This window comes from Saccharopolyspora aridisoli (genome assembly GCF_004348445.1).
Lineage (GTDB): Bacteria > Actinomycetota > Actinomycetes > Mycobacteriales > Pseudonocardiaceae > Saccharopolyspora > Saccharopolyspora aridisoli.
Window position 1 is genome coordinate 1 of sequence record NZ_SMKV01000024.1, and the last position, 18415, is coordinate 18415.

The 18415-nt window shown below is 70.0% G+C and carries 19 protein-coding genes; 6 read left to right on the forward strand and 13 right to left on the reverse strand.

Annotated features, from left to right (window positions below):
- The 4 genes from E1161_RS18435 to kstD all read right to left on the reverse strand — a co-directional run.
- The coding region (locus E1161_RS18435; protein WP_132624937.1) for an acyl-CoA synthetase at positions 1–1645 on the reverse strand (1645 nt) is incomplete at its 3' end.
- A gap of 10 nt (positions 1646–1655) precedes the next feature.
- On the reverse strand, positions 1656–2873 hold the full coding sequence (locus E1161_RS18440) for a hypothetical protein (protein ID WP_132624939.1): 1218 nt from the start codon (positions 2871–2873) through the stop codon (positions 1656–1658).
- Positions 2874–2986: 113 nt separating this feature from the next.
- Entirely contained in the window at positions 2987–3790 is an 804-nt protein-coding gene (locus E1161_RS18445) for a crotonase/enoyl-CoA hydratase family protein (RefSeq protein ID WP_132624941.1), read from the reverse strand.
- A 60-nt stretch (positions 3791–3850) separates the two neighbouring features.
- The gene (gene kstD / locus E1161_RS18450; RefSeq protein ID WP_132624943.1) at positions 3851–5509 is read right to left on the reverse strand and encodes a 3-oxosteroid 1-dehydrogenase; all 1659 of its coding nucleotides are present in this window, start codon (positions 5507–5509) and stop codon (positions 3851–3853) included.
- A 138-nt stretch (positions 5510–5647) separates the two neighbouring features.
- Here kstD and E1161_RS18455 point away from each other — a divergent pair, with 138 nt between their 5' ends.
- Entirely contained in the window at positions 5648–7237 is a 1590-nt protein-coding gene (locus E1161_RS18455; protein WP_132624945.1) for an FAD-binding protein, read from the forward strand.
- A gap of 53 nt (positions 7238–7290) precedes the next feature.
- Here E1161_RS18455 and E1161_RS18460 read toward each other — a convergent pair whose 3' ends face one another.
- Both E1161_RS18460 and E1161_RS18465 read right to left on the reverse strand, forming a co-directional pair.
- Complete coding sequence (locus tag E1161_RS18460; protein ID WP_132624947.1) at positions 7291–8319, reverse strand: ferredoxin--NADP reductase; 1029 nt, start codon at positions 8317–8319, stop codon at positions 7291–7293.
- Positions 8320–8337: 18 nt separating this feature from the next.
- Positions 8338–8967: a PaaI family thioesterase gene (locus tag E1161_RS18465; RefSeq protein WP_132624949.1), complete on the reverse strand. Its 630-nt coding sequence runs from the start codon at positions 8965–8967 to the stop codon at positions 8338–8340.
- Between the two features lie 171 nt (positions 8968–9138).
- Here E1161_RS18465 and E1161_RS18470 point away from each other — a divergent pair, with 171 nt between their 5' ends.
- From E1161_RS18470 to E1161_RS18490, 5 genes are all read left to right on the forward strand, one after another.
- Entirely contained in the window at positions 9139–10602 is a 1464-nt protein-coding gene (locus E1161_RS18470) for an aldehyde dehydrogenase (RefSeq protein WP_132624951.1), read from the forward strand.
- 106 nt (positions 10603–10708) lie between these two features.
- A complete protein-coding gene (locus E1161_RS18475) occupies positions 10709–11461 on the forward strand; it encodes an SDR family oxidoreductase (protein ID WP_132624953.1) in 753 nt (250 codons plus the stop codon).
- Positions 11458–12312, forward strand: coding sequence for an NAD(P)-dependent oxidoreductase (locus E1161_RS18480; RefSeq protein ID WP_132624955.1), 855 nt, complete (start codon positions 11458–11460; stop codon positions 12310–12312). Before E1161_RS18475 ends, E1161_RS18480 begins: the two co-directional genes overlap by 4 nt.
- On the forward strand, positions 12309–12665 hold the full coding sequence (locus E1161_RS18485) for a carboxymuconolactone decarboxylase family protein (RefSeq protein ID WP_132624957.1): 357 nt from the start codon (positions 12309–12311) through the stop codon (positions 12663–12665). The genes E1161_RS18480 and E1161_RS18485 overlap by 4 nt, the downstream gene beginning before the upstream one ends.
- Entirely contained in the window at positions 12665–13516 is an 852-nt protein-coding gene (locus E1161_RS18490) for an LLM class F420-dependent oxidoreductase (protein WP_132624959.1), read from the forward strand. Before E1161_RS18485 ends, E1161_RS18490 begins: the two co-directional genes overlap by 1 nt.
- 76 nt (positions 13517–13592) lie before the next feature.
- Here the strand turns inward: E1161_RS18490 and E1161_RS18495 are convergent, their stop codons facing one another.
- The 7 genes from E1161_RS18495 to E1161_RS18525 are packed head-to-tail and all read right to left on the reverse strand — an operon-like array spanning position 13593 to position 18357.
- Positions 13593–14069, reverse strand: coding sequence for a nitroreductase family deazaflavin-dependent oxidoreductase (locus tag E1161_RS18495; RefSeq protein WP_132624961.1), 477 nt, complete (start codon positions 14067–14069; stop codon positions 13593–13595).
- A gap of 2 nt (positions 14070–14071) precedes the next feature.
- Positions 14072–14260, reverse strand: a complete 189-nt coding sequence (locus tag E1161_RS18500; protein ID WP_132624963.1) for a ferredoxin — start codon at positions 14258–14260, stop codon at positions 14072–14074.
- Positions 14261–14282: 22 nt separating this feature from the next.
- Positions 14283–14834, reverse strand: a complete 552-nt coding sequence (locus E1161_RS18505; protein WP_132624965.1) for a Cif family virulence factor — start codon at positions 14832–14834, stop codon at positions 14283–14285.
- 1 nt (position 14835) lies between these two features.
- The gene (locus tag E1161_RS18510; RefSeq protein ID WP_132624967.1) at positions 14836–15030 is read right to left on the reverse strand and encodes a ferredoxin; all 195 of its coding nucleotides are present in this window, start codon (positions 15028–15030) and stop codon (positions 14836–14838) included.
- Positions 15030–16385: a cytochrome P450 gene (locus tag E1161_RS18515; RefSeq protein WP_132624969.1), complete on the reverse strand. Its 1356-nt coding sequence runs from the start codon at positions 16383–16385 to the stop codon at positions 15030–15032. The genes E1161_RS18510 and E1161_RS18515 overlap by 1 nt, the downstream gene beginning before the upstream one ends.
- Positions 16382–17161, reverse strand: a complete 780-nt coding sequence (locus E1161_RS18520) for an SDR family oxidoreductase (RefSeq protein WP_132624971.1) — start codon at positions 17159–17161, stop codon at positions 16382–16384. The genes E1161_RS18515 and E1161_RS18520 overlap by 4 nt, the downstream gene beginning before the upstream one ends.
- Before the next feature lie 2 nt (positions 17162–17163).
- The gene (locus E1161_RS18525) at positions 17164–18357 is read right to left on the reverse strand and encodes a cytochrome P450 (protein WP_132624973.1); all 1194 of its coding nucleotides are present in this window, start codon (positions 18355–18357) and stop codon (positions 17164–17166) included.
- Between the last annotated feature and the right edge of the window lie 58 nt (positions 18358–18415).

An 18415-nucleotide genomic window follows, 5' to 3' on the forward strand; every position in this document is an offset into this window, starting at 1 on the left:
GGGCCGGGGTGGTGGCTCGTTGGCGGGCCCAGCGGTAATCGGCTTTGCCGCTGGGGGAGCGTTGCACCTGGGGTACGCGGATGATGGCTTTGGGGAGCTTGTAGCGGGCCACGTGGTGGGCGGCTTCGGTGAGGAGCGCCTCGTCCGAGGCCTCGTGGTCCTCGAGGAGTTCCACGATGGCCACGACCTCGCTGCCCCAGCGTTCCGAGGGGCGTCCGGTGACGACGACGTCGGCGATGGCCGGGTGGGCGGCGATGGCGCGTTCGACCTCCTCGACGAAGATCTTCTCCCCGCCGGAGTTGATGGTGATGCTCTGCCGCCCGAGCAGCTGGATCCGGCCGTCGTCCAGGCGGAGCGCGCGATCCCCGGGGACGCTGAAGCGCCGGCCGTCGATGACCGGGAACGTGCGGGTGGTCTTGTCGGCGTCGCCGAGGTAGCCCAGCGGCACCAGGCCGTGGCGAGCGAGCCAGCCCTGGCCTCCACCGGGGGAGAGCTCGCGGGTGAGGTCGTCGTCGACGACCGTGGTGTCGCCGTCCGGGGTGAAAACACCCGTTTCGGCGCCGTTCCCGTCGGCGACCTGGCTCATCTGGATGCCGGTCTCCGAGGAACCGACGGTGTCGACGAACAGCACGTTCGGCAGCTGCGCCTGCAACCGCGCGCGCACCGTCGGGGTCAGCGGAGCCCCTCCGTTCTGCACCGCGAACACGCCGGAGAGGTCGTAGTCGCCGCGTTCCAGCTCGGCGACCATCGGCCGGGCCATCGCGTCGCCGACGACCGGGACGCTGACCACCCGCTCACGCTGCACGGTGCGCAGGACGTCCGGCCAGTCCAGGGTTCTCGCGTCGGTGGGCAGCACGACCGCACCGCCCTGGGTGATCATGTGGAAGGTCGACCACTGCGCGGCACCGTGCATGAACGGCGCGGTCATGATCAGCCGCATCCCGCCGCCGCCCTGCCTGGCGGCCTCGGCGATCTGCTCGTAGGAGCGGTAGGGCTCGGAGCTGCCGAACGGCGTGCCGCCCATCGCGCCGACGTAGGCGTCGTGCTGCCGCCACATCACGCCCTTGGGCATCCCGGTGGTCCCGCCGGTGTAGAGCAGGTACAGGTCGTCGCCGCTGGGTTCCGGCAGCACCTCGGGGGCCGGTGTGCCCACGATGGACTCGTACGGCACGGCGCCCGGCAGCAGCGGGTTGCCGCTGTCGTCGTCGACCTGGATCAGCAGCCGAACTCCCGGCAACCGGTCTCGGATCTCAGCGACCTGCGGCGCGAACGCGGAGTGGAACACCAGCGCCTCGGCGCCGGCGTCCTGGAACAGGTGCAGCAGCTCCTCCGCCACGTACCGGTAGTTGACGTTGAACGGCGCCGCCCGGGCGCGCAGCGCGCCGATCAGGGCCTCCAGGTACTCGTTGCCGTTGTGCAGGTAGAGGCCGACGTGGTGCTGCCCGGACTCGTGCCCGGGGAGCCGTTCGCGCGGGGTGTGGCAGCCGAAGCCCTGCCGGGTCAGGTAGTGCGCGACCCCGTCGATGCGAGCGTTGAGATCGGCGTAGCTGAACCGCTGCTCGCCCCGGACCAGGACCTCCTGGTCCGGGACCGCCTCGGCGACCGTCCGGAAGACCTCGGACAGGTTGAAGCTCGTTCCCGTCATCTGGTGCTCCTCACCGAACAGGCGTGATCGGAATGGACTTCCGGGGTTGGAAGGCGAAGTTGGATCCCGTGCTGATCCGGGTCACGGCCACCTCGGCGAACTCCCCGGCAGGTTCGTCGCCGGAGGTGACGCGCGCGGTCCAGGAGTCCTCGGTGCCCTCCACCACGACGTCCAACCGGGGGTCGACCGCGCGCACCACTGCCTGCAGCGGGGCGGTGGAACCGGGCCCGCACAACGAGATCCACGCCCCGTCGGCGTGCGCCGGGCCGGGCCGCACGGTGATCGATCCGGGGTCCGGGGACGCAACGACGTAGTTCGCCGGGTTGAGCAGGGGGTGCAGCTCCAGCACCCGCAACGCGCCCTCGACACCCCCGGGCAGGTCCAGCGCCCGGTGGATCCTTTCGGCGGCCAGCCCGGCGATGCCCACCAGCTGCTTGGTGCAGATCTCCCGCGGATCATCGGTCCGCCTCGCCACCGCGCGGACGAAACCGAGGTTGAGCAGGTGCATCTGCAGGCACACCTCGTCGGCCATGCGCACCAGCGCGGAGGTGCTGAAATCGGCGAAGTCCAGGTCGCCGAGCAGCGGCCCGGTGTAGTCACCGCGCCCGTCCTCGGCCGGGTCGATGGCGGACAGCTCCAGGTTCGCGGCCCGGGATTCCCGCAGCGCCAGGCAGTCCTGGCTGGGGGAGACCGGCGGGTGCGCGTCGTCGATGATCACCGTCCACGCGCAGTGCGGTTGCCGGTCGGCGGGTGTCCGAGGTGGCCGGTGCAGCGGTCGGACCTGCGCCTTCGGGTTCGTGGCCACGGCCGTGGCGTCGAAGGTGGGGTCTTCGATGTCGTGGCACATCGCGCGCACGTAGCGCTCGCCCATCGGCTCGACGTCCATCAGCGCACCGCAGTGGTCGAGCTGGAACTCGCCGTACCACGGGTCGTGCACGGTGTAGCGGAAGTCCATGAACTGCGGCGGAGCACCGATGTCGAGCTGCAGCCCCTTGAAGATGGTGACCACGTCGTCGCCGGAGTAGTCCAGCGCTCGCTGCATCCGGCGGGTGTAGATCGGGCTGGCCGCCATCCACTCCTCGATGGCGATCCGGGTCATCTCCTCGCGGCCGAACGACGAGATGCACCAGGCCATGGCCGATCGGTCGATCAACTGCCCGGCCAGCAGCAGTTCCGGCAGCAGCGCGGCCAGCCGGGGTCGGGTCAACGTTGCGTAGCGACTCTGCATACGTGCACCTCGCGCCAGTGCGGGGACGTGTGATCCTGCAACGACGGATGTCGCCTTCCGGTGCTGCTGAACCGATCACGAGGGGCGTCCCGGACGAGGCGCCCCTCGTCGGCTCACTTGCCCTGGAAGTCGGGCTTGCGCTTCTCCGCGAACGCCTTCGGGCCTTCCTTGGCGTCCTCGCTCATGAAGACGCCGATGCCGTGCTGGGCCTCGATGGCGAATGCTTCCTCTTCCGGGATCGCCTCGGTATCGCGGATGGTGCGCAGGATCGCCTGCACGGCCAGCGGGCCGTTGGCGGCGATCATCTCGCCCAGTTCGAGGGCCTTGTCCAGCGCCGTTCCGTCCGGCACGACGTGGCCGATCAGGCCGAGGTCCTTGGCCTCGGGCGCCTTGATGTGGCGTCCGGTCAGCAGCAGGTCGGCGGCCACCGTGTAGGGGATCTGGCGCGTCAGCCGAACGGCCGAGCCGCCCAGCGGGAACAGGCCCCAGCGCGGTTCGGAAACGCCGAAGCGCGCGCTCTCACCGGCCACGCGGATGTCGGTGGCCTGCAGTATTTCGGTGCCGCCCGCGATGGCGGGGCCCTCCACCGCGGCGATCAGCGGCTTGGTCAGCCGACGGCCCTTGAGCAGGCCTTCGATCTTGGCGGGGTTGAAGGAGCCCTGCGCGTGCTGGTCACCGGGGTGGTTGTTGCTCATGCTCTTGAGGTCCGCACCGGCGCAGAAGGCGCCGCCCGCGCCGGTGAGCACGCAGGCCCGGATCGAGGGGTCGTCGTCGACCCGGTCCCACGCCTCGATCATGATCTTGATCATCTCGCCGGACAGCGCGTTCTTGGCGCTCGGGCGGTTCATGGTCACCACCAGCACGCCGCCGCGCTGTTCCACGAGGCAATGCGGCTGCTCGGTCTCCTTCGCGGTCATCCCGCCTCCTTACGGGGCAGCTCGCCGGAACTGCCCGTGATCGACGAAGTTCGTGTCCGGTCAGTTCTCGGCCTTGGCCACGAGGTCCAAGGCGGCCACGTAGCCGAAGGTCATGGCCGGGCCGATCGTCGCTCCGGCTCCCGCGTAGGTGGAGCCCATCACCGCCGCGCTCGCGTTCCCCGCGGCGTAGAGGCCGGGAATGGCCGAGCCGTCCTCCCGCAGCACCCGGGCGCGGGCGTCGGTGCGCAACCCGCCCTTCGTGCCCAGGTCGCCGGGCACGACCTTGATCGCGTGGAACGGCGCGACCTCCAGCGGAGCCAGGCTCGGGTTGGGCAACCGCGGGTCGCCGTAGTACCGGTCGTAGGCGCTCTCGCCACGGTGGAAGTCCTCGTCGGCGCCCTTCTCAGCGAAGCCGTTGAAGCGCTGCACGGTCGCGCGCAGCTGGTCGGCGGGCACCTCGATCTTGGCCGCCAGCTCGTCGAGGGTCCGGGCGGTGTGCACGATCCCTGCCTCGTACCAGCGGCGGGGGAAGCGCTGGCGCGGCGGCAGTCCGGCGAAGGTGTAGTTGTTGCGGTAGCGCTGGTCGGCGACCAGCCACGACGGGATGTGCGACACCCCGGTTTCGTGCCCGCGGTACATCGCGTGCACCGCGTCGACGTACGGCGTCGCCTCGTTGACGTACCGCTGACCCGCGGCGTTGACCAGGATGCAGCCGGGCAGGTTGCGCTCGGACAGGCAGAAGTACGGTCCGCGGGGGAGCGGGATCGACGGGCCCCACCACGCGTCGTCCATCAGGTCCACGTCCGCGCCGAGTCGTTGACCGGCCTCGATGCCGTCACCGGTGTTGGACTCGGCGCCCACGGTCCAGTCGGTGCCGATCGGCTCGCGCTGGAACTGCTTGCGCATCCGCTCGTTCTTCTCGAAACCGCCCGCAGCCATGATCACGCCGTACCGGGCGCGGACGAGCACCTCCTCGTCCCGGCGCTGCACGCGCACACCGGTGACCGCGCCTTCCTCGACGTGCAGTTCGGTCAGCGGGCTGTTGAGCCACACCGGCACGTCCGCGCGCAGCAGTCCGGCGCGCAGGCCGGCGGCCAGGGCTTGGCCCAGTGCGAGCAGCGGGCGCTTGGTGGCCAGCGAGACCACCCGGCGCAGACCGACCTTGGCGGAGGTGAGCATGCCGCGCGGGTGGCGTGCGATGAGGTTCATCCACTTGTACTCGGCCGCGGTGACCGTGATCCCGGCCGGTGCGGGCAGGTACGGGGGTTGCAGGTTGGCCAGCTCGTCGCCGAGCAGCTTGCCGTTGAACGGTTCGGGTTCCAGCGTGCGGCCCTGCGGGGTGCCGCCGGGGGTTTCCGGGTAGTAGTCGGAGTAGCCGGGAATCCACTTCAGCTTCAGCGGGGTCCGGCGCAGCACGAGCGAGACCATGTCGGGTCCGTGCGACAGCAGCGCTTCGCGACGGTCGGCGGCAATCTCGTCGCCGATCAGGTGCCGCAGGTAGGTCGCGGCCTTCTCCGGGCTGTCCCCGGAGTTCGCGCGCCGCAGCACCTCGTTGTGCGGGGCCCAGACGGCACCGCCGGAACGGGCGGTGGAGCCGCCGAAGTAGCGGTCCTTCTCCACGACCAGCACCGACAACCCCCGGTCCGCCGCCGTGAGCGCGGCGGTCATCCCGGCGGCGCCGGAGCCGACCACGACGACATCGAAGGTCGCTTCTGCCATGGCACCTCCATGTGGGCCTCGCGGTACTGAAACAGGTTATAGTTTCGAGCGCTCCGATGCTACGGTTCGACGCGATTTCCGTTGTCACAACGGCGGCGTGGCAGTGAGAACTTGTTGCATGTGTCTGGAGGGGTGCGGATGTCTGGGCAGTGGGACGAGGAGGTCGACGTCCTCGTCGTCGGCTTCGGCGGAGCAGGTGCCTGCGCGGCGATCGAAGCAGTCGACAACGGCGCGTCGGTGCTCGCCCTGGACCGCTTCACCGGTGGCGGGGCCACCTCGATCAGCGGCGGCATCGTCTACGCCGGCGGTGGCACTTCGCACCAGAGGGCGGCCGGGTTCGAGGACTCCGCCGAGGAGATGTTGGAGTACCTGCGCCTGGAGACCGAAGGCGCGGTGTCCGACGAAACCCTGCGCAGGTTCTGCGAGAGCAGCGTGGTCAACCTGGAATGGCTCGAATCGCGAGGGGTCCCGTTCAACTCGAGCTTCTGCCCCTACAAGACGTCGTACCCGACCAACGACCACTACCTGTACTACTCCGGCAACGAGATCACCCCGCCCTACCGCGACAAGGCCAAGCCCGCGCCGCGCGGGCACCGGGTCTACGGCAAGGGGACCTCGGGCAAGGTCATGACCGAGAACCTCGACGCCTCGGCGCGCGAGCGCGGCGTGCGGGTGTGGACCCAGACCTCGGTCACCGAACTGCTCACCGACGGCTCCGGGCGTGTCGTTGGCGCCGAGTGCAGGCAGGTCAGGCCTGGTTTGGCGCGCACAGCGCACCGGCTGCTGTCGACGTGGAACCGAAAGCTCAACATCTACTACCGGCCGCTGGGCAAGCAGCTGGACAAGCCGATCCGGCGCATCGAGCAGCGCAACAGCGTCGTCAAACGGGTGCGGGCGAAGGGCGGAGTCGTGCTCGCCGCCGGGGGGTTCGCGTTCAACCGCGAGATGCTCGCCGAGCACGCCCCGGACTACCGCAAGGGCTCGGCGATCGGCACCATCGGCGACGACGGCAGCGGCATCCGGCTCGGCGAGAGCGTCGGCGGCGCGACCGCGCGCATGCACCGGGTGTCGGCGTGGCGGTTCATCAACCCGCCGCTGGAAATGGTCAAGGGCGTGCTGGTGGACCGGGCGGGGGAGAGATTCGTCAACGAGCTGATGTACGGCGCCAAGGTCGGTGACCGCATGGTCAACGAGCACGACGGCCACGCCTACCTGGTCCTCGACCAGCGCATCCTCGACGAGGCGAAGAAGCAGCTGCCCAGCCAGACGCTGTGGTTCCAGCGGTTGCAGATGGAGATCCTGTTCCGCTCCGCCCACCACAGGGCCGACAGCATCGCTGAACTCGCGGGCAAGGCCGGTATCGCCGAAGACGCGCTGCGGCGCACCGTTTTCGCCTACAACGAGGTGGCGCGCGCTGGTGGCGAGGACGAGTGGGGCAAGGCCGCCGAGTACGTGCAGGCCATCGACAGCGGGCCGTACTACGCCTTCGACTGCTCGCTGCGCTCGCAGATGGGCTACCCGTGCCCGATGATCACCCTCGGCGGCCTCACGGTCGAGGAGGGATCGGGCCTGGTCACCCGGGAGAACGGGACCACCATCCCCGGCCTGTACGCGGCTGGGCGCAACGCCTCCGGCATCTGCTCGGAGTCGTACGTCAGCGGCCTGTCCATCGCCGACTGCGTCTACTCCGGCCGCCGGGCGGGCCACTCCGCCGCCACAGCCTGCTGAGCCACCACGGGCGAGGCGAACACCTCGTGATCGCCTCACCCGCTGCAGGGCCGTCAGCCGTAGTCGACCTTGATCTTGGGGGTCTTGGGCAGGGATTGGCAGGCCAGGACGTAGCCGTCGGCGAGGTCCTCCTGCTCGAGGACCTGGTTGTTGACCATCGTGACCTCGCCCTCGGTCACCCGGCACTCGCAGGCCGCGCAGATGCCTTCGGCGCAGGACGAGGGGGCCTGGATGCCGTTGTCCTCGAGGAGGTCGAGCAGACGCTTGTCGGCGGGCCAGGTGAACGTGCGGGCCTCGCCGTCGATCGTCACCTCGACCACCGAATCCTCCGGCTGGGCCTCCTCGCCCGCTGGCTCGGCCGGTGCCGCGCTGTCGAAGGGGTTCCCGGCCAGCGAGGCGAAGCGCTCCAAGTGGATGGCGGACTTCTGGAACCCCGCTCCGCGCAACGCCTTCCGCGTGGCGTCCATGAACGGCTTCGGCCCGCAGACGAACGCGTCGTGGTCCGGGAACGCGTCGGCCAGCGACTGCAACGCGCCCTGGTCCGGCAGCCCCTGCACGGACTCCAGCCAGTGCAGCACCAGCAGGCGTCCGGGATGCGCCGCCGTGAGCTCGGCGAGCTCGCGGGCGAAGATGACCGACTGCTCGTCGCGGTTGGCGTAGACGAGCACGACCCGGCCGGTCCCGGTGGCCAGCGCCGACTTCAGGATCGACATGATCGGCGTGACGCCGCTGCCCGCCGCGAACAGCAGCAGGTCGTCATCCAGCGACTTCGGGGTGAACACCCCGGCCGGTTCGAGCACGTCGAGCTCGGTGCCCGCGGCGACGTTGTCGCAGATCCAGTTGGAGGCGTAGCCCTCGGCGGTGCGCTTGACCGTGACGGCCAGTCGTCCGTCGGTGACCGGTGAGCTCGACAAGGAGTAGGCGCGGGCCACCGAACCGCAGCGGTCGCTGGGGATCCGCAACGTCAAGAACTGGCCTGGCCGGTAGGGCAGCCGGGTGGTGTCGACGTCGAAGACCAGTGAGCGGGCGTCGGCCGTCTCCTCGACGACCTCGGCCACCCGCAACCGGTGGAACTCAGGCATCGCAAGTCTCCTCGCTGGTCAGTAGGTCACCAGGATCGCGTTGGCCTCGGCGGTGGTCTCGCCGTCGGCGACGATCTCGCCGGTGGCGAAGACCTTGCGGCCTTCCTTGCCGGTGAACCGGGCCTTGATCGTCAGCGGCACGCCGTGCGGGGTGCCGCGCCGGTAGTCCACGGTCAGTGAGACCGTCATCGCCGGATGGCCGGCCACCGCCACCGCCCGGCCCACGGCGTGGTCGAGCAGTGAAGCCACCCAGCCGCCGTGCACGCGCCCGGGCGGTCCCTCGTAGGCCGCGCCGAGCAGCGCGGACGAGGACGTCGCCCCGGAACCGTCGATCTCCAAGCCCACCATGGGCGGTGCGAGCGGGTTGCCGGGGCCCTCGACCGGGTTGTGCACGCTGACCTGTTTGCCGTCCACGTAGGACAGCAGCAGCGGCTTCTCGCGGGTGCGCTCGCGCAGCAGCTCGGTGGCGGCGGCGACGTGATCGGCGGCGGCGCGGAGGTCCTCGGTCGCGACATCGGTGAACACGCCGGCCTCGACGAGCTCGCGGATCCGCGCGGCCAGCAGGGTCGTCTCGGCCGGGATCTCCGGGAGGACCGGGGCGGGTCCCGCCGCCGGTGAGGAGGTCGTGCCCTGTCGCTCGTCGGTCATCCGGTGGTCCCCTCGTGCGCCGAATATCTAGAACATGTTCTATGCCTCGATTATGCTGTGTCAACGGGAGCTCGCGGAGAGGGGGAAACCGGTTCTATTGGGCGCGGACCTTGTGGGCCGGGAACGTGGATCTTAGTCTTGACACGTGTCTAGAAACCGGATGTGTTGCCGATGAGCGTCTGGACCGACAAGGCGTCGTCCCTGCTGGTCGACGGCGAACCCGCCCCCGGATCAGGGCAGCGGTTCGAAACCGCCAACCCCGCCACCGAAGAGGTGCTCGGCACCGCGGCCAACGCCACCGCCGCCGACATGGACCGCGCGATCGGCGCGGCACGCCGGGCCTTCGACGAAACCGAGTGGTCGCGCGACCTCGACCTGCGCGTGCACTGCCTCGAACAACTCAGCCGATCCCTGCGGGAACGCGCCGACGAGCTGCGCGAACTCACCATCGCCGAGGTCGGAGCACCGCGCTTCCTCACCCACGGCGCCCAGCTGGACGCGCCGATCGCCGACGTCGCCCACTTCGCCGACATCGCCGCCGGGTACGAGTGGACCCGTGACCTCGGCGTCGCCGAGCCGATGGGGATGCCCAGCAGGCGCTGGACCCGGCGCGAAGCCGTCGGCGTCGTCGGGGCGATCACGCCGTGGAACTTCCCGCACCAGATCAACCTCGCCAAGCTCGGACCGGCACTGGCCGCCGGCAACACCGTGGTCCTCAAACCCGCGCCTGACACCCCGTGGTGCGCGGCCGCGGTCGGCGAGGTCCTGCTCACCGAGACCGACATCCCGCCCGGCGTGGTCAACATCGTCACCTCCGACGACCACGCCCTGGGCGCGCAGCTGTCCTCCGACGACCGGGTGGACCTGGTGTCGTTCACCGGATCGACCGCCACCGGACGTGCCGTGATGGCCGCCGGTGCGGCCGGGATCAAGCGGACCTTCCTCGAACTGGGCGGGAAATCGGCGTTCGTCGTGCTCGACGATGCCGACCTGGGTGCGGCCTGCGGACTCGCGGCCTTCACCGTCTGCACCCACGCCGGGCAGGGCTGCGCGCTGACCACGCGCCTGCTCGTGCCCCGCGCCCACTACGACGAGGCGGTGCAGCTCACCGCCCAGGCGCTGCGCGGCATCGGGGTCGGGGATCCCGACGATCCCGGAACCGTGTGCGGGCCGCTGATCTCCGCCCGCCAGCGCGACCGGGTGGAGAGCTACCTGGGACTCGCCGCAGGAGAAGGTGGCGAGTTCGCCTGCGGCGGTGGCCGCGCCGAGCGCGACCGCGGCTTCTTCGTCGAACCCACGCTGATCACCGGGCTGAGCAACCAATCCCGGGTGGCGCGCGAGGAGATCTTCGGTCCGGTGCTGGTGATCCTGCCGCACGACGGCGACGACGACGCCGTGCGCATCGCCAACGACTCGCCCTACGGGCTCTCCGGCGCGGTGCACGGGCAGGACCTGGAACGGGCGCGGGGAGTGGCCGCGCGCATCCGCACCGGGACGGTCAGCGTCAACGGCGGGGTCTGGTACGGCGCTGACGCCCCGTTCGGCGGCTACAAGCAGTCGGGCATCGGCCGCGAGATGGGCGTTGCCGGATTCGAGGAGTACCTGGAGACGAAGCTGGTCGCCGAACCGGCCTAGGAGGCCAGGAGTCGTTCAGGGGCGGCGCTGCGCACCCCTCGTGGGTTTCGGGGCTACCGCACCGCCGACCGGAGCGATTGCTCAACAAATCCCAATGGAGGACGCAATGGGGCGTTTCGAAGGCGAGGTCGCCGTGGTGACCGGCGCCGCGCAGGGCATCGGTGAGGCGTACGCGCGAGCGCTGGCGGGGGAGGGCGCGAGCGTCGTGGTCGCCGACCTCAACACGACCTCCGGGGAGGAGGTCGCCGAGGAGATCAACGCCGATGGCGGCACCGCCGCGTTCGTCGAGGTCGACGTTTCCTCGCCGGAATCCACCGCCGCGATGGCGGCCTTCGCCGTCGAGCGGTTCGGCGGTATCGACCACCTGGTGAACAACGCCGCCATCTACGGCGGCATGAAGCTGGACCTGCTGTGCACGGTGGACTGGGACTACTACAAGGAGTTCCTGAGCGTGAACATGGACGGCGCGCTGCTGTGCACCAGGGCGTGCGTGCCGCACATGCAGGAACGCGGCGGCGGTTCCATCGTCAACCAGTCCTCCACGGCCGCCTGGGTCTACTCGGGCTTCTACGGGCTGGCCAAGGTCGCGGTCAACGGGCTCACCCAGCAGCTCGCGCACGAGATCGGCGGCATGGGAGTGCGGATCAACGCCATCGCGCCCGGCCCGATCGACACCGAGGCCACGCGCGAGACCACCCCGCCGAACATGGTGCGAGCACTGGTCGGGGGAATGGCGTTGAAGCGCATGGGCCAGCCCGAGGACCTGGTGGGGATGTGCCTGTTCCTGCTGTCGGAGGAAGCGGGCTGGGTCACCGGGCAGATCTTCAACGTCGACGGCGGGCAGGTGATCCGCTCGTGAGCGCGGTTGGGTTCATCGGGCTCGGGCAGATCGGGGCTCCGATGGCCCGCAAGCTGCTGACCTGGCCGGACGGGCTCGTCGTCCACGACGTCCGCCTCGAGGCCGTCGCCAAGCTCGTCGAAGGCGGCGCGCGGGCGGCCACCTCACCGAAGGAGGTGGCCCGCCAGGCCGAGGTCATCTCGGTGATGGTGCGCGACGACGCGCAGGTCGAGGAGGTGGTGTGCGGCCCGGACGGGCTGCTCGCCGGGGCTGCCGAGGGCACGGTCCTGGCCATCCACTCCACGATCGGCGAGGACACCGCGCCCCGGCTCGCGGAACTGGCCGCGCTGCACCGGGTCGCGGTGGTGGACGCGCCGGTGAGCGGCGGTGCGGTCGGTGCCGACCGGGCAGACCTGGCCGTCATGGTCGGCGGCTCGGAGGACGCGTTCAGGCGCTGCGAATCCGTTTTCGAGCGCTGGGCCGGACTCGTCGTGCACGCCGGCGAGGTCGGCGCGGGAACCCGCTGCAAGCTGGCCCGCAACCTGCTGCACTTCGTGGCGTTCACCGCCGCTGCGGAGGCCCAGCGGCTCGCCGAAGCCTCCGGGATCGGCCTGCGCGAGCTCGGCGAGATCGTGCGGCACACCGACGCCATCACCGGAGGACCCGGGGCGATCATGCTGCGCGGTGACACCGCGCAGCTGGACCCGTCGGACGGCTGGTACCCGATCTTGCGCAACGTCAGCGAACTCGGCGAGAAGGACCTCGCGCTGGCCCTGCGACTCGGTGAACGGCTCGGCGTCGAGCTGCCGCTGGGAGAGCAGGCGCTGCGCGACCTGGCGGCCGGACTCGGCGTGGCGGAGGAGGACGCATGAGCGACGAGCAGCGAGAACGCGGCCTGGCCAAGATGGGCGAGGTCTACGGCTGGGAGGTCTCCGACGGGCCGGGTGATTTCTTCGCCGTCACCGTCGACCACCTCTTCGCCGAGATCTGGTCCCGGCCCGGCCTGAGCCTGCGAGATCGCCGGTTGCTGCTGCTGGGGGCGCTGGCCGCTCAGGGGCTCGACGGCGTCGCCGCCATCCAGGTGCGGGCGGCGCTGGGCAACGAGGAGCTGGATGCCGAGCAGCTGCGCGAGATCGGGTTGTTCATGACGCACTACGTCGGCTGGCCGCTGGGCACGAAGCTCACCATGCGCATCGAGGAGATCCTCGGAGAGGAGGACCACTGATGGAGTACGGCATCGTGCAGTTCACCAGCGACCGCGGTCTCGCACCCGCCGTCGCCGCGAAAGCCGCCGAAGAGGCGGGGTTCGACTCCTTCTGGGTGCCCGAGCACACCCACATCCCGGTCAAGCGCGAAGCCGCGCACCCGGGCACCGGCACCGGGGAACTTCCCGACGACCGCTACTCGCGGACCCTGGACCCGTGGGTGGCGCTGTCGACGATCGCGGCGGTGACCTCGCGGATCCGGCTCGCCACCGCCGTGGCGCTGCCGGTGGAGCACGACCCGATTACCCTCGCCAAGACGATCGCCACGCTGGATCACCTCTCCGGCGGGCGGGTGAGCCTGGGGGCCGGGTTCGGCTGGAACATCGACGAGCTGACCCACCACGGCGTGCCCAAGGCCAAGCGCCGCACCGTGCTGCGCGAGTACCTGGAGGCCATGGAGCAGCTGTGGTCCCAGCAGGAAGCCGAATACCACGGTGACCACGTCGATTTCGGCCCCAGCTGGGCCTGGCCCAAGCCGGTCCAGCAGCCGCGGCCGCCGGTCCTCATCGGTGCAGGCGGCACGGAGAAGACCTTCAGCTGGATCGCCCGCTCCGCCGACGGCTGGATCACCACCCCGACCGAGGGCGAGATCGACGACAAGGTCGCCCTCCTCCAGCGCACCTGGAAGGAAGCCGGTCGAGAGGGCGAGCCACAGATCGTGGCGCTGTCGGGCAAGCCCGACTTCGACGCGCTGGCCCGCTGGGAGCAGCTCGGTGTCACGGAAGTCCTCTTCGGGTTCCCGGAGAAGGGCGAGCAGTGGGTCGCGGAGTACTTCCACCGCCTCGCAGGCAAGCTCGGAATCACCCCGTAGGACGAGGTCTTCCCCCGACTTCGCGGGAGTTGTGTCGTCGCGGTGACGACACGACCTCCGCGAAGATCTCGGCCGATCAGCTCGGTTCGCAGATGACCACCGGGATCTCACGTTCGGTCCAGGACTGGTAGTCGTCGAAGTCCGCGTAGACCTCCAGCAGGCGTGGCCAGAGCTCCGCCCGCTCCTCCCGGCTCGCCGTGCGGGCGCGCATCCGGCGGACGTCGCGCTTGACCTGGACCGTGACCTCGGGGTTCGCCCTGAGGTTGTGGTACCAGGCCGGGTGCGCGGGCAGACCGCCCTGCGAGGCGACCAATATGACCCGGTCGCCGTCGGGCACGTGCAGCAGCGGAGCGGTGCGGGGTCGGCCGCTGCGACGGCCGGTGGTGGTGAGCAGGCAGATCGGAACGCTCTTGCGGAAGCCGGCGCCGATGCGCCAGTTACCGCCCAGCCGCCCGCCGGTGGCGCGGTACAACCTGGTGTTGGCCCGCGAGACCACCTTGATGACCTTGCCCACGATCGGCGAATCCAGCTGCGGGGGACGTTCCTTCGGCATGCTCACCCCTCCAGCGACAGGGCGGCCTTCGGGCAGGAGTGCACGGCCTGCTCGATCGAATCCCGCAGTTCGGGTGTGGGGTCGGCGATGATGTTGAGGTTGTCGTCATCGTCGATCTCGAAGACCTGCGGTGCGACGGCCTCGCACATGCCGTTGGCCTCGCACAGGTCGAAGTCGACCACGATCTCCATGGGTCCTCCCGTTGCTCGCAGGTCACCACAGCTCGATCGGCGCCGTGCCCTTGCGGTAGTGGCCGGGCTGCGGCATGCCGGACGCGGCGACCTCCATGCGCTGCTCCATCGCGGGCGAGAGCGCGTCCACTTTAATCATCTCCAGGAAGAGGTGCGCGGCGTTGCCGAAGTCGAAGAAGTCCCGCTGCCACGACCACCGCATGTTCCCGCCGTAGCGGAACCAGCTGCCGCCGATGCCGGCGACCTGGTACGGACTGCCGTCGGGCCGCTGCGCGTCAGCGATCTGCTTCCACAACCCGATCACCTCGCCCTCGACGTCGTCGATGAGCACCCGCTGGTACGGGTAGCTCCAGCCGTGCAGGCCCTCCATCTCCACGCCGAGGGCGATGTCGCGGATCTCGTCGCGCCCCACCGTCATGAAGTCCTCGTTGGGCCCGGTGTTCCAACCGTAGGTGGCGTCTTCGGTGTAGAGCTGCGCGAGCGGCTTCCAGTCGCCGAGCCCTTCGCAGCGCTCGTTCTCGTCCAGCCAGTGCTGGACCATGCGTTCCAGTTCTGCCCGAGGGTATGCGGGCATGTCAAGCCTCCTCGATGCTCAGGGCCTGCGTGGGGCACTCCCGCACGGCACGTTCCACCTCGGCGCGCAGATTCCGCGGCGGCTCGCTGGTCAGCACGTCGACCTTGCCGCGCTTGGGGACCGAGAACACCTCCGGCGCCTCCACCTCGCACATCGCGTGCCCCTGGCACAGGTCGAGATCGCACACGACTCGCATCAGGACTCCTTCCGGCGGCGGTAGGTCACCCGGCACGGCTGGGTGAGCTGGACGACCATCTTCGAGTGGTCGTTGCGGTAGGACTCCGGAGGCTGTGAGAGTTCGAAGCTGAAATCCCGCAGCAATACCGAGAAGATCGCCTTGAGCTGCATCATCGCGAACGCCGCCCCCACGCACCGGTGGCGCCCGGCTCCGAAGGGGATCCACGTCCAGCGGTTGACCAGGTCCTCCTGGCGCGGCTCGGCGTAGCGCTCCGGATGGAAGGACTCGGGATCGGGGAAGTCCTCCGGTATCCGGTTGGAGATCGCGGGCGTGGCGGCCACGAAGTCACCGCGCTCGATCCGCTGCCCCCGCACCACGAAGTCGTCCTGAGCGACCCGCAGCAGCAGGATCAGCGGCGGGTGCAGCCGCAACGCCTCCTTGATCGCGCCCTCGAGCCGCGGAATCGCCCGCAACGAGCGGAAGCTCACCTCGGAACCGTCGGAGTACAGCTCGTCGAGCTCGGCGACGACCCCGTCCATCACTCCCGGGTTGCGGAGCAGCTCGATCAGCGTCCACGCGGCCGTGCCGGAGCTGGTGTGGTGCCCGGCGAACATCATCGATATGAACATCCCGGTGATCTCATCGGCGCTGAACCGCTGCTCACCCGCCTCGTCCTCGACCGACATCAGCACATCGAGCATGTCCCGCTCGTCGCGCGGCGGTTTCCCCGCCGCGGCCCGGCCGTCCATGACCTCCTCCACCAGCCGCACCAGACCGGCCCGCGCCTCGTCCCGACGCCGGAAGCTCTCGATCGGCGCGTACGGATCGACGTAGGCCAGCGCGTCAGTGCCGCGCTCCAGCTCGTGGTAGAGCTCGGCGAAGCGGTGGTCGAGCTGGTCGCGGAACCGCTTGCCGATCAGGCACGCCGAGGACGTGTAAATCGTCAGCTCGGCGAAGAAGTCCAGCAGGTCGATCTCGCCCTCATCGCCCCACCCCGCCACCATGCGGGCGATCTCGGCGTCGATGGTCTGGGCGTGGCCGCGCATCTGCTCGCCGCGCAGCGCCTGGTTGTGCAGCATCTCCTTGCGCCGCTCCGGCGGGGCGTCGAACACCACGCCCTGCCCGAAGATCGGCGTCATGAACGGGTATGCGGCGGCCTGGTCCAGGTCGTCGTCGGAGGCGCGGAAGAAGAACTCGTTGGCCTCGGCCCCCGACAGCAGCACCACCCTGCGCCCGGCCAGGTCGAAGGTGCCGACGTCGCCGCACTCCTCGCGAACCCGGCGCATCAGCGCGATCGGATCGGTGCGCAGCTCTTCGAGGTGGCCGTGCTCGTCCTGGCCACCGGAGACCCGTCCCGGCGCGAGCGACGTCATCTCTCCTCCAGCGGTGCTTCGGGTTCGACCTCGATCAAGCTCAAGTGCACGCCGCGCGGCGCGGAGATCACGTGGTGCACGGCGTCGGCGATGTCGGACGCGCGCAGGAAGTACGGGTGACGCGCCAGGCCCCACTTCACCCAGTCGTTGAGCACGGCCTCGGTGGTCTTGTCGTCCCACTGCATGCCCATCGAGGTCGAGGTGGGCCCGGGGCGCACGATGCTGGCGCGCACACCGGTGCCCTCCAGCTCCATGCGCATCGTCCTGGCCATGGCTTCCAGCCCGGCCTTCGCCGGCACGTAGGCGCCCATCCGGGGCCGGGGTGCGCGAACCACGTCGGAGCCGATGAACACCACGTCACCGCGCTGCCGGTCGACCATGCCGGGCACGATCCGCGAGATGAGGCGGTGAGCTCCGCCGAGGTGCACGTCGAGCTGGCACTGGAAGCGCGAGCCCTCCATCTCGTGCACGAGGTCGGCGTCGAGGTCGCCGGCGCCGTAGACCAGGACTTCGATGTCACCGAGCTCCTCGGTTGTCCTGGTCACGAACGCCGTCACCGAGTCCTCGTCGGTGACCTCCAGCGGCACGGCGACGGCCTGACCGCCGTCGGCGCGGATCTTCTCCGCCAGTTCCTCGCACTTGTCGACGCGGCGAGCGCCGAGCGCCACCGGGTGGCCGGAGGCGGCCAGGGCCTGGGCGGTCGCCGCGCCGATCCCGGCCGACGCACCGGCGATGGCGGTGGGGCGGCAGTGCGGGTTCGGTTCGAACCTGGGCACGGTCACCTGCTTTCCACGCGAACGGGCAGGGTCGCGAAGCCGCGCACGTTGCTGGAGTGCACCCGCTGCGCGCTGTCGGTGTCGACGTCGTAGGACCTCACCAGCTCGACGAACTCGGTCAGCGCGATCCGCGCCTCCAGCCGCGCGAGGTGCGCGCCGAGGCAGAAGTGGGCTCCGCCGCCGAAGCTGACGATCTGGGTGTCGGTGCGGCGGTCGAGGTCGTAGTGGTCGGCGTCGTCGAAGGCTCGTGGATCGCGGTTGGCCGAGCCGACCAGCAGCAGGACCCGCGCCCCCGCGGGAATCGTGGTGCCGTGGAGGTGGATGTCCTCGGTGGCGGTGCGCGCGACCATCTGGCTGGAGGTGTCGTAGCGCAGCGTCTCCTCGATCCAGTCGCTCACCCGGCCCGGGTCGTTGAAGGGCTTCGCCTGCTCTCCGAGGTTGAGGTGTGCCCAGTGCACGGCGTTGGCCAGCAGCTTCGTGGTCGTCTCGTTGCCGGCGACCACCATCAGGAACAGGAAGGCGATGATCTCGTCGTCGCTGAGCCGGTCGCCGTCGATCTCGGCGTCCAGCAGTGCGGAGGTGAGGTCGTCGGTGCGTTCGCGGCGGCGCTCGGCGAGCATGTCGGCGTAGTAGCCGACCAGTTCCAGGGATGCCTCCATTGCCGCCTGCGGAACGTCGAAAACGCCCTCGTCGCGGTGCATCACGGTGTCGGCGAGCTCCCGCAAGCGGTCGCGGTCGGCTCCTGGGACGCCCATCAGCTCGGAGATCACGTCCATCGGGAACTTGCCCGCGAAGTCGGCCACGAAGTCGAACTCGCCGGATTCCAGGGCGGGATGCAGGTGGTGGCGGGCGAGTTCGAGGACGCGGGGTTGCAGGTCGCGAACCCGGCGCGGGGTGAAGCCGCGGGAGACCAGCGAGCGCAACCGGTTGTGCCGGGGGTCGTCGAGCGCGAGGAACGACATCGTCCTGTGCGCGTAGGGGCCCCAGGCGGCCGGGTCCAGCGAGACGCCGTTGGCGTTGGACAGCCGGGTGTTGTCGCGGAACAGCGCCGCCACGTCGGAATGCCGTGACAGCGCCCAGAAATCGAGTTCGGCGTTGTGGTAGGCGGGTGCTTCGTCGCGCAGCCGCGCGTAGGTCGGGTAGGGGTCGGCGTGCACGGCGTAGTCGTACGGGCTGAACACGACACCACTGGACATGTGTCCAGACGCTAGTGCGAACGGCGCGCTCCGGCAAGCCCGTAGAGGGCTGAATCGA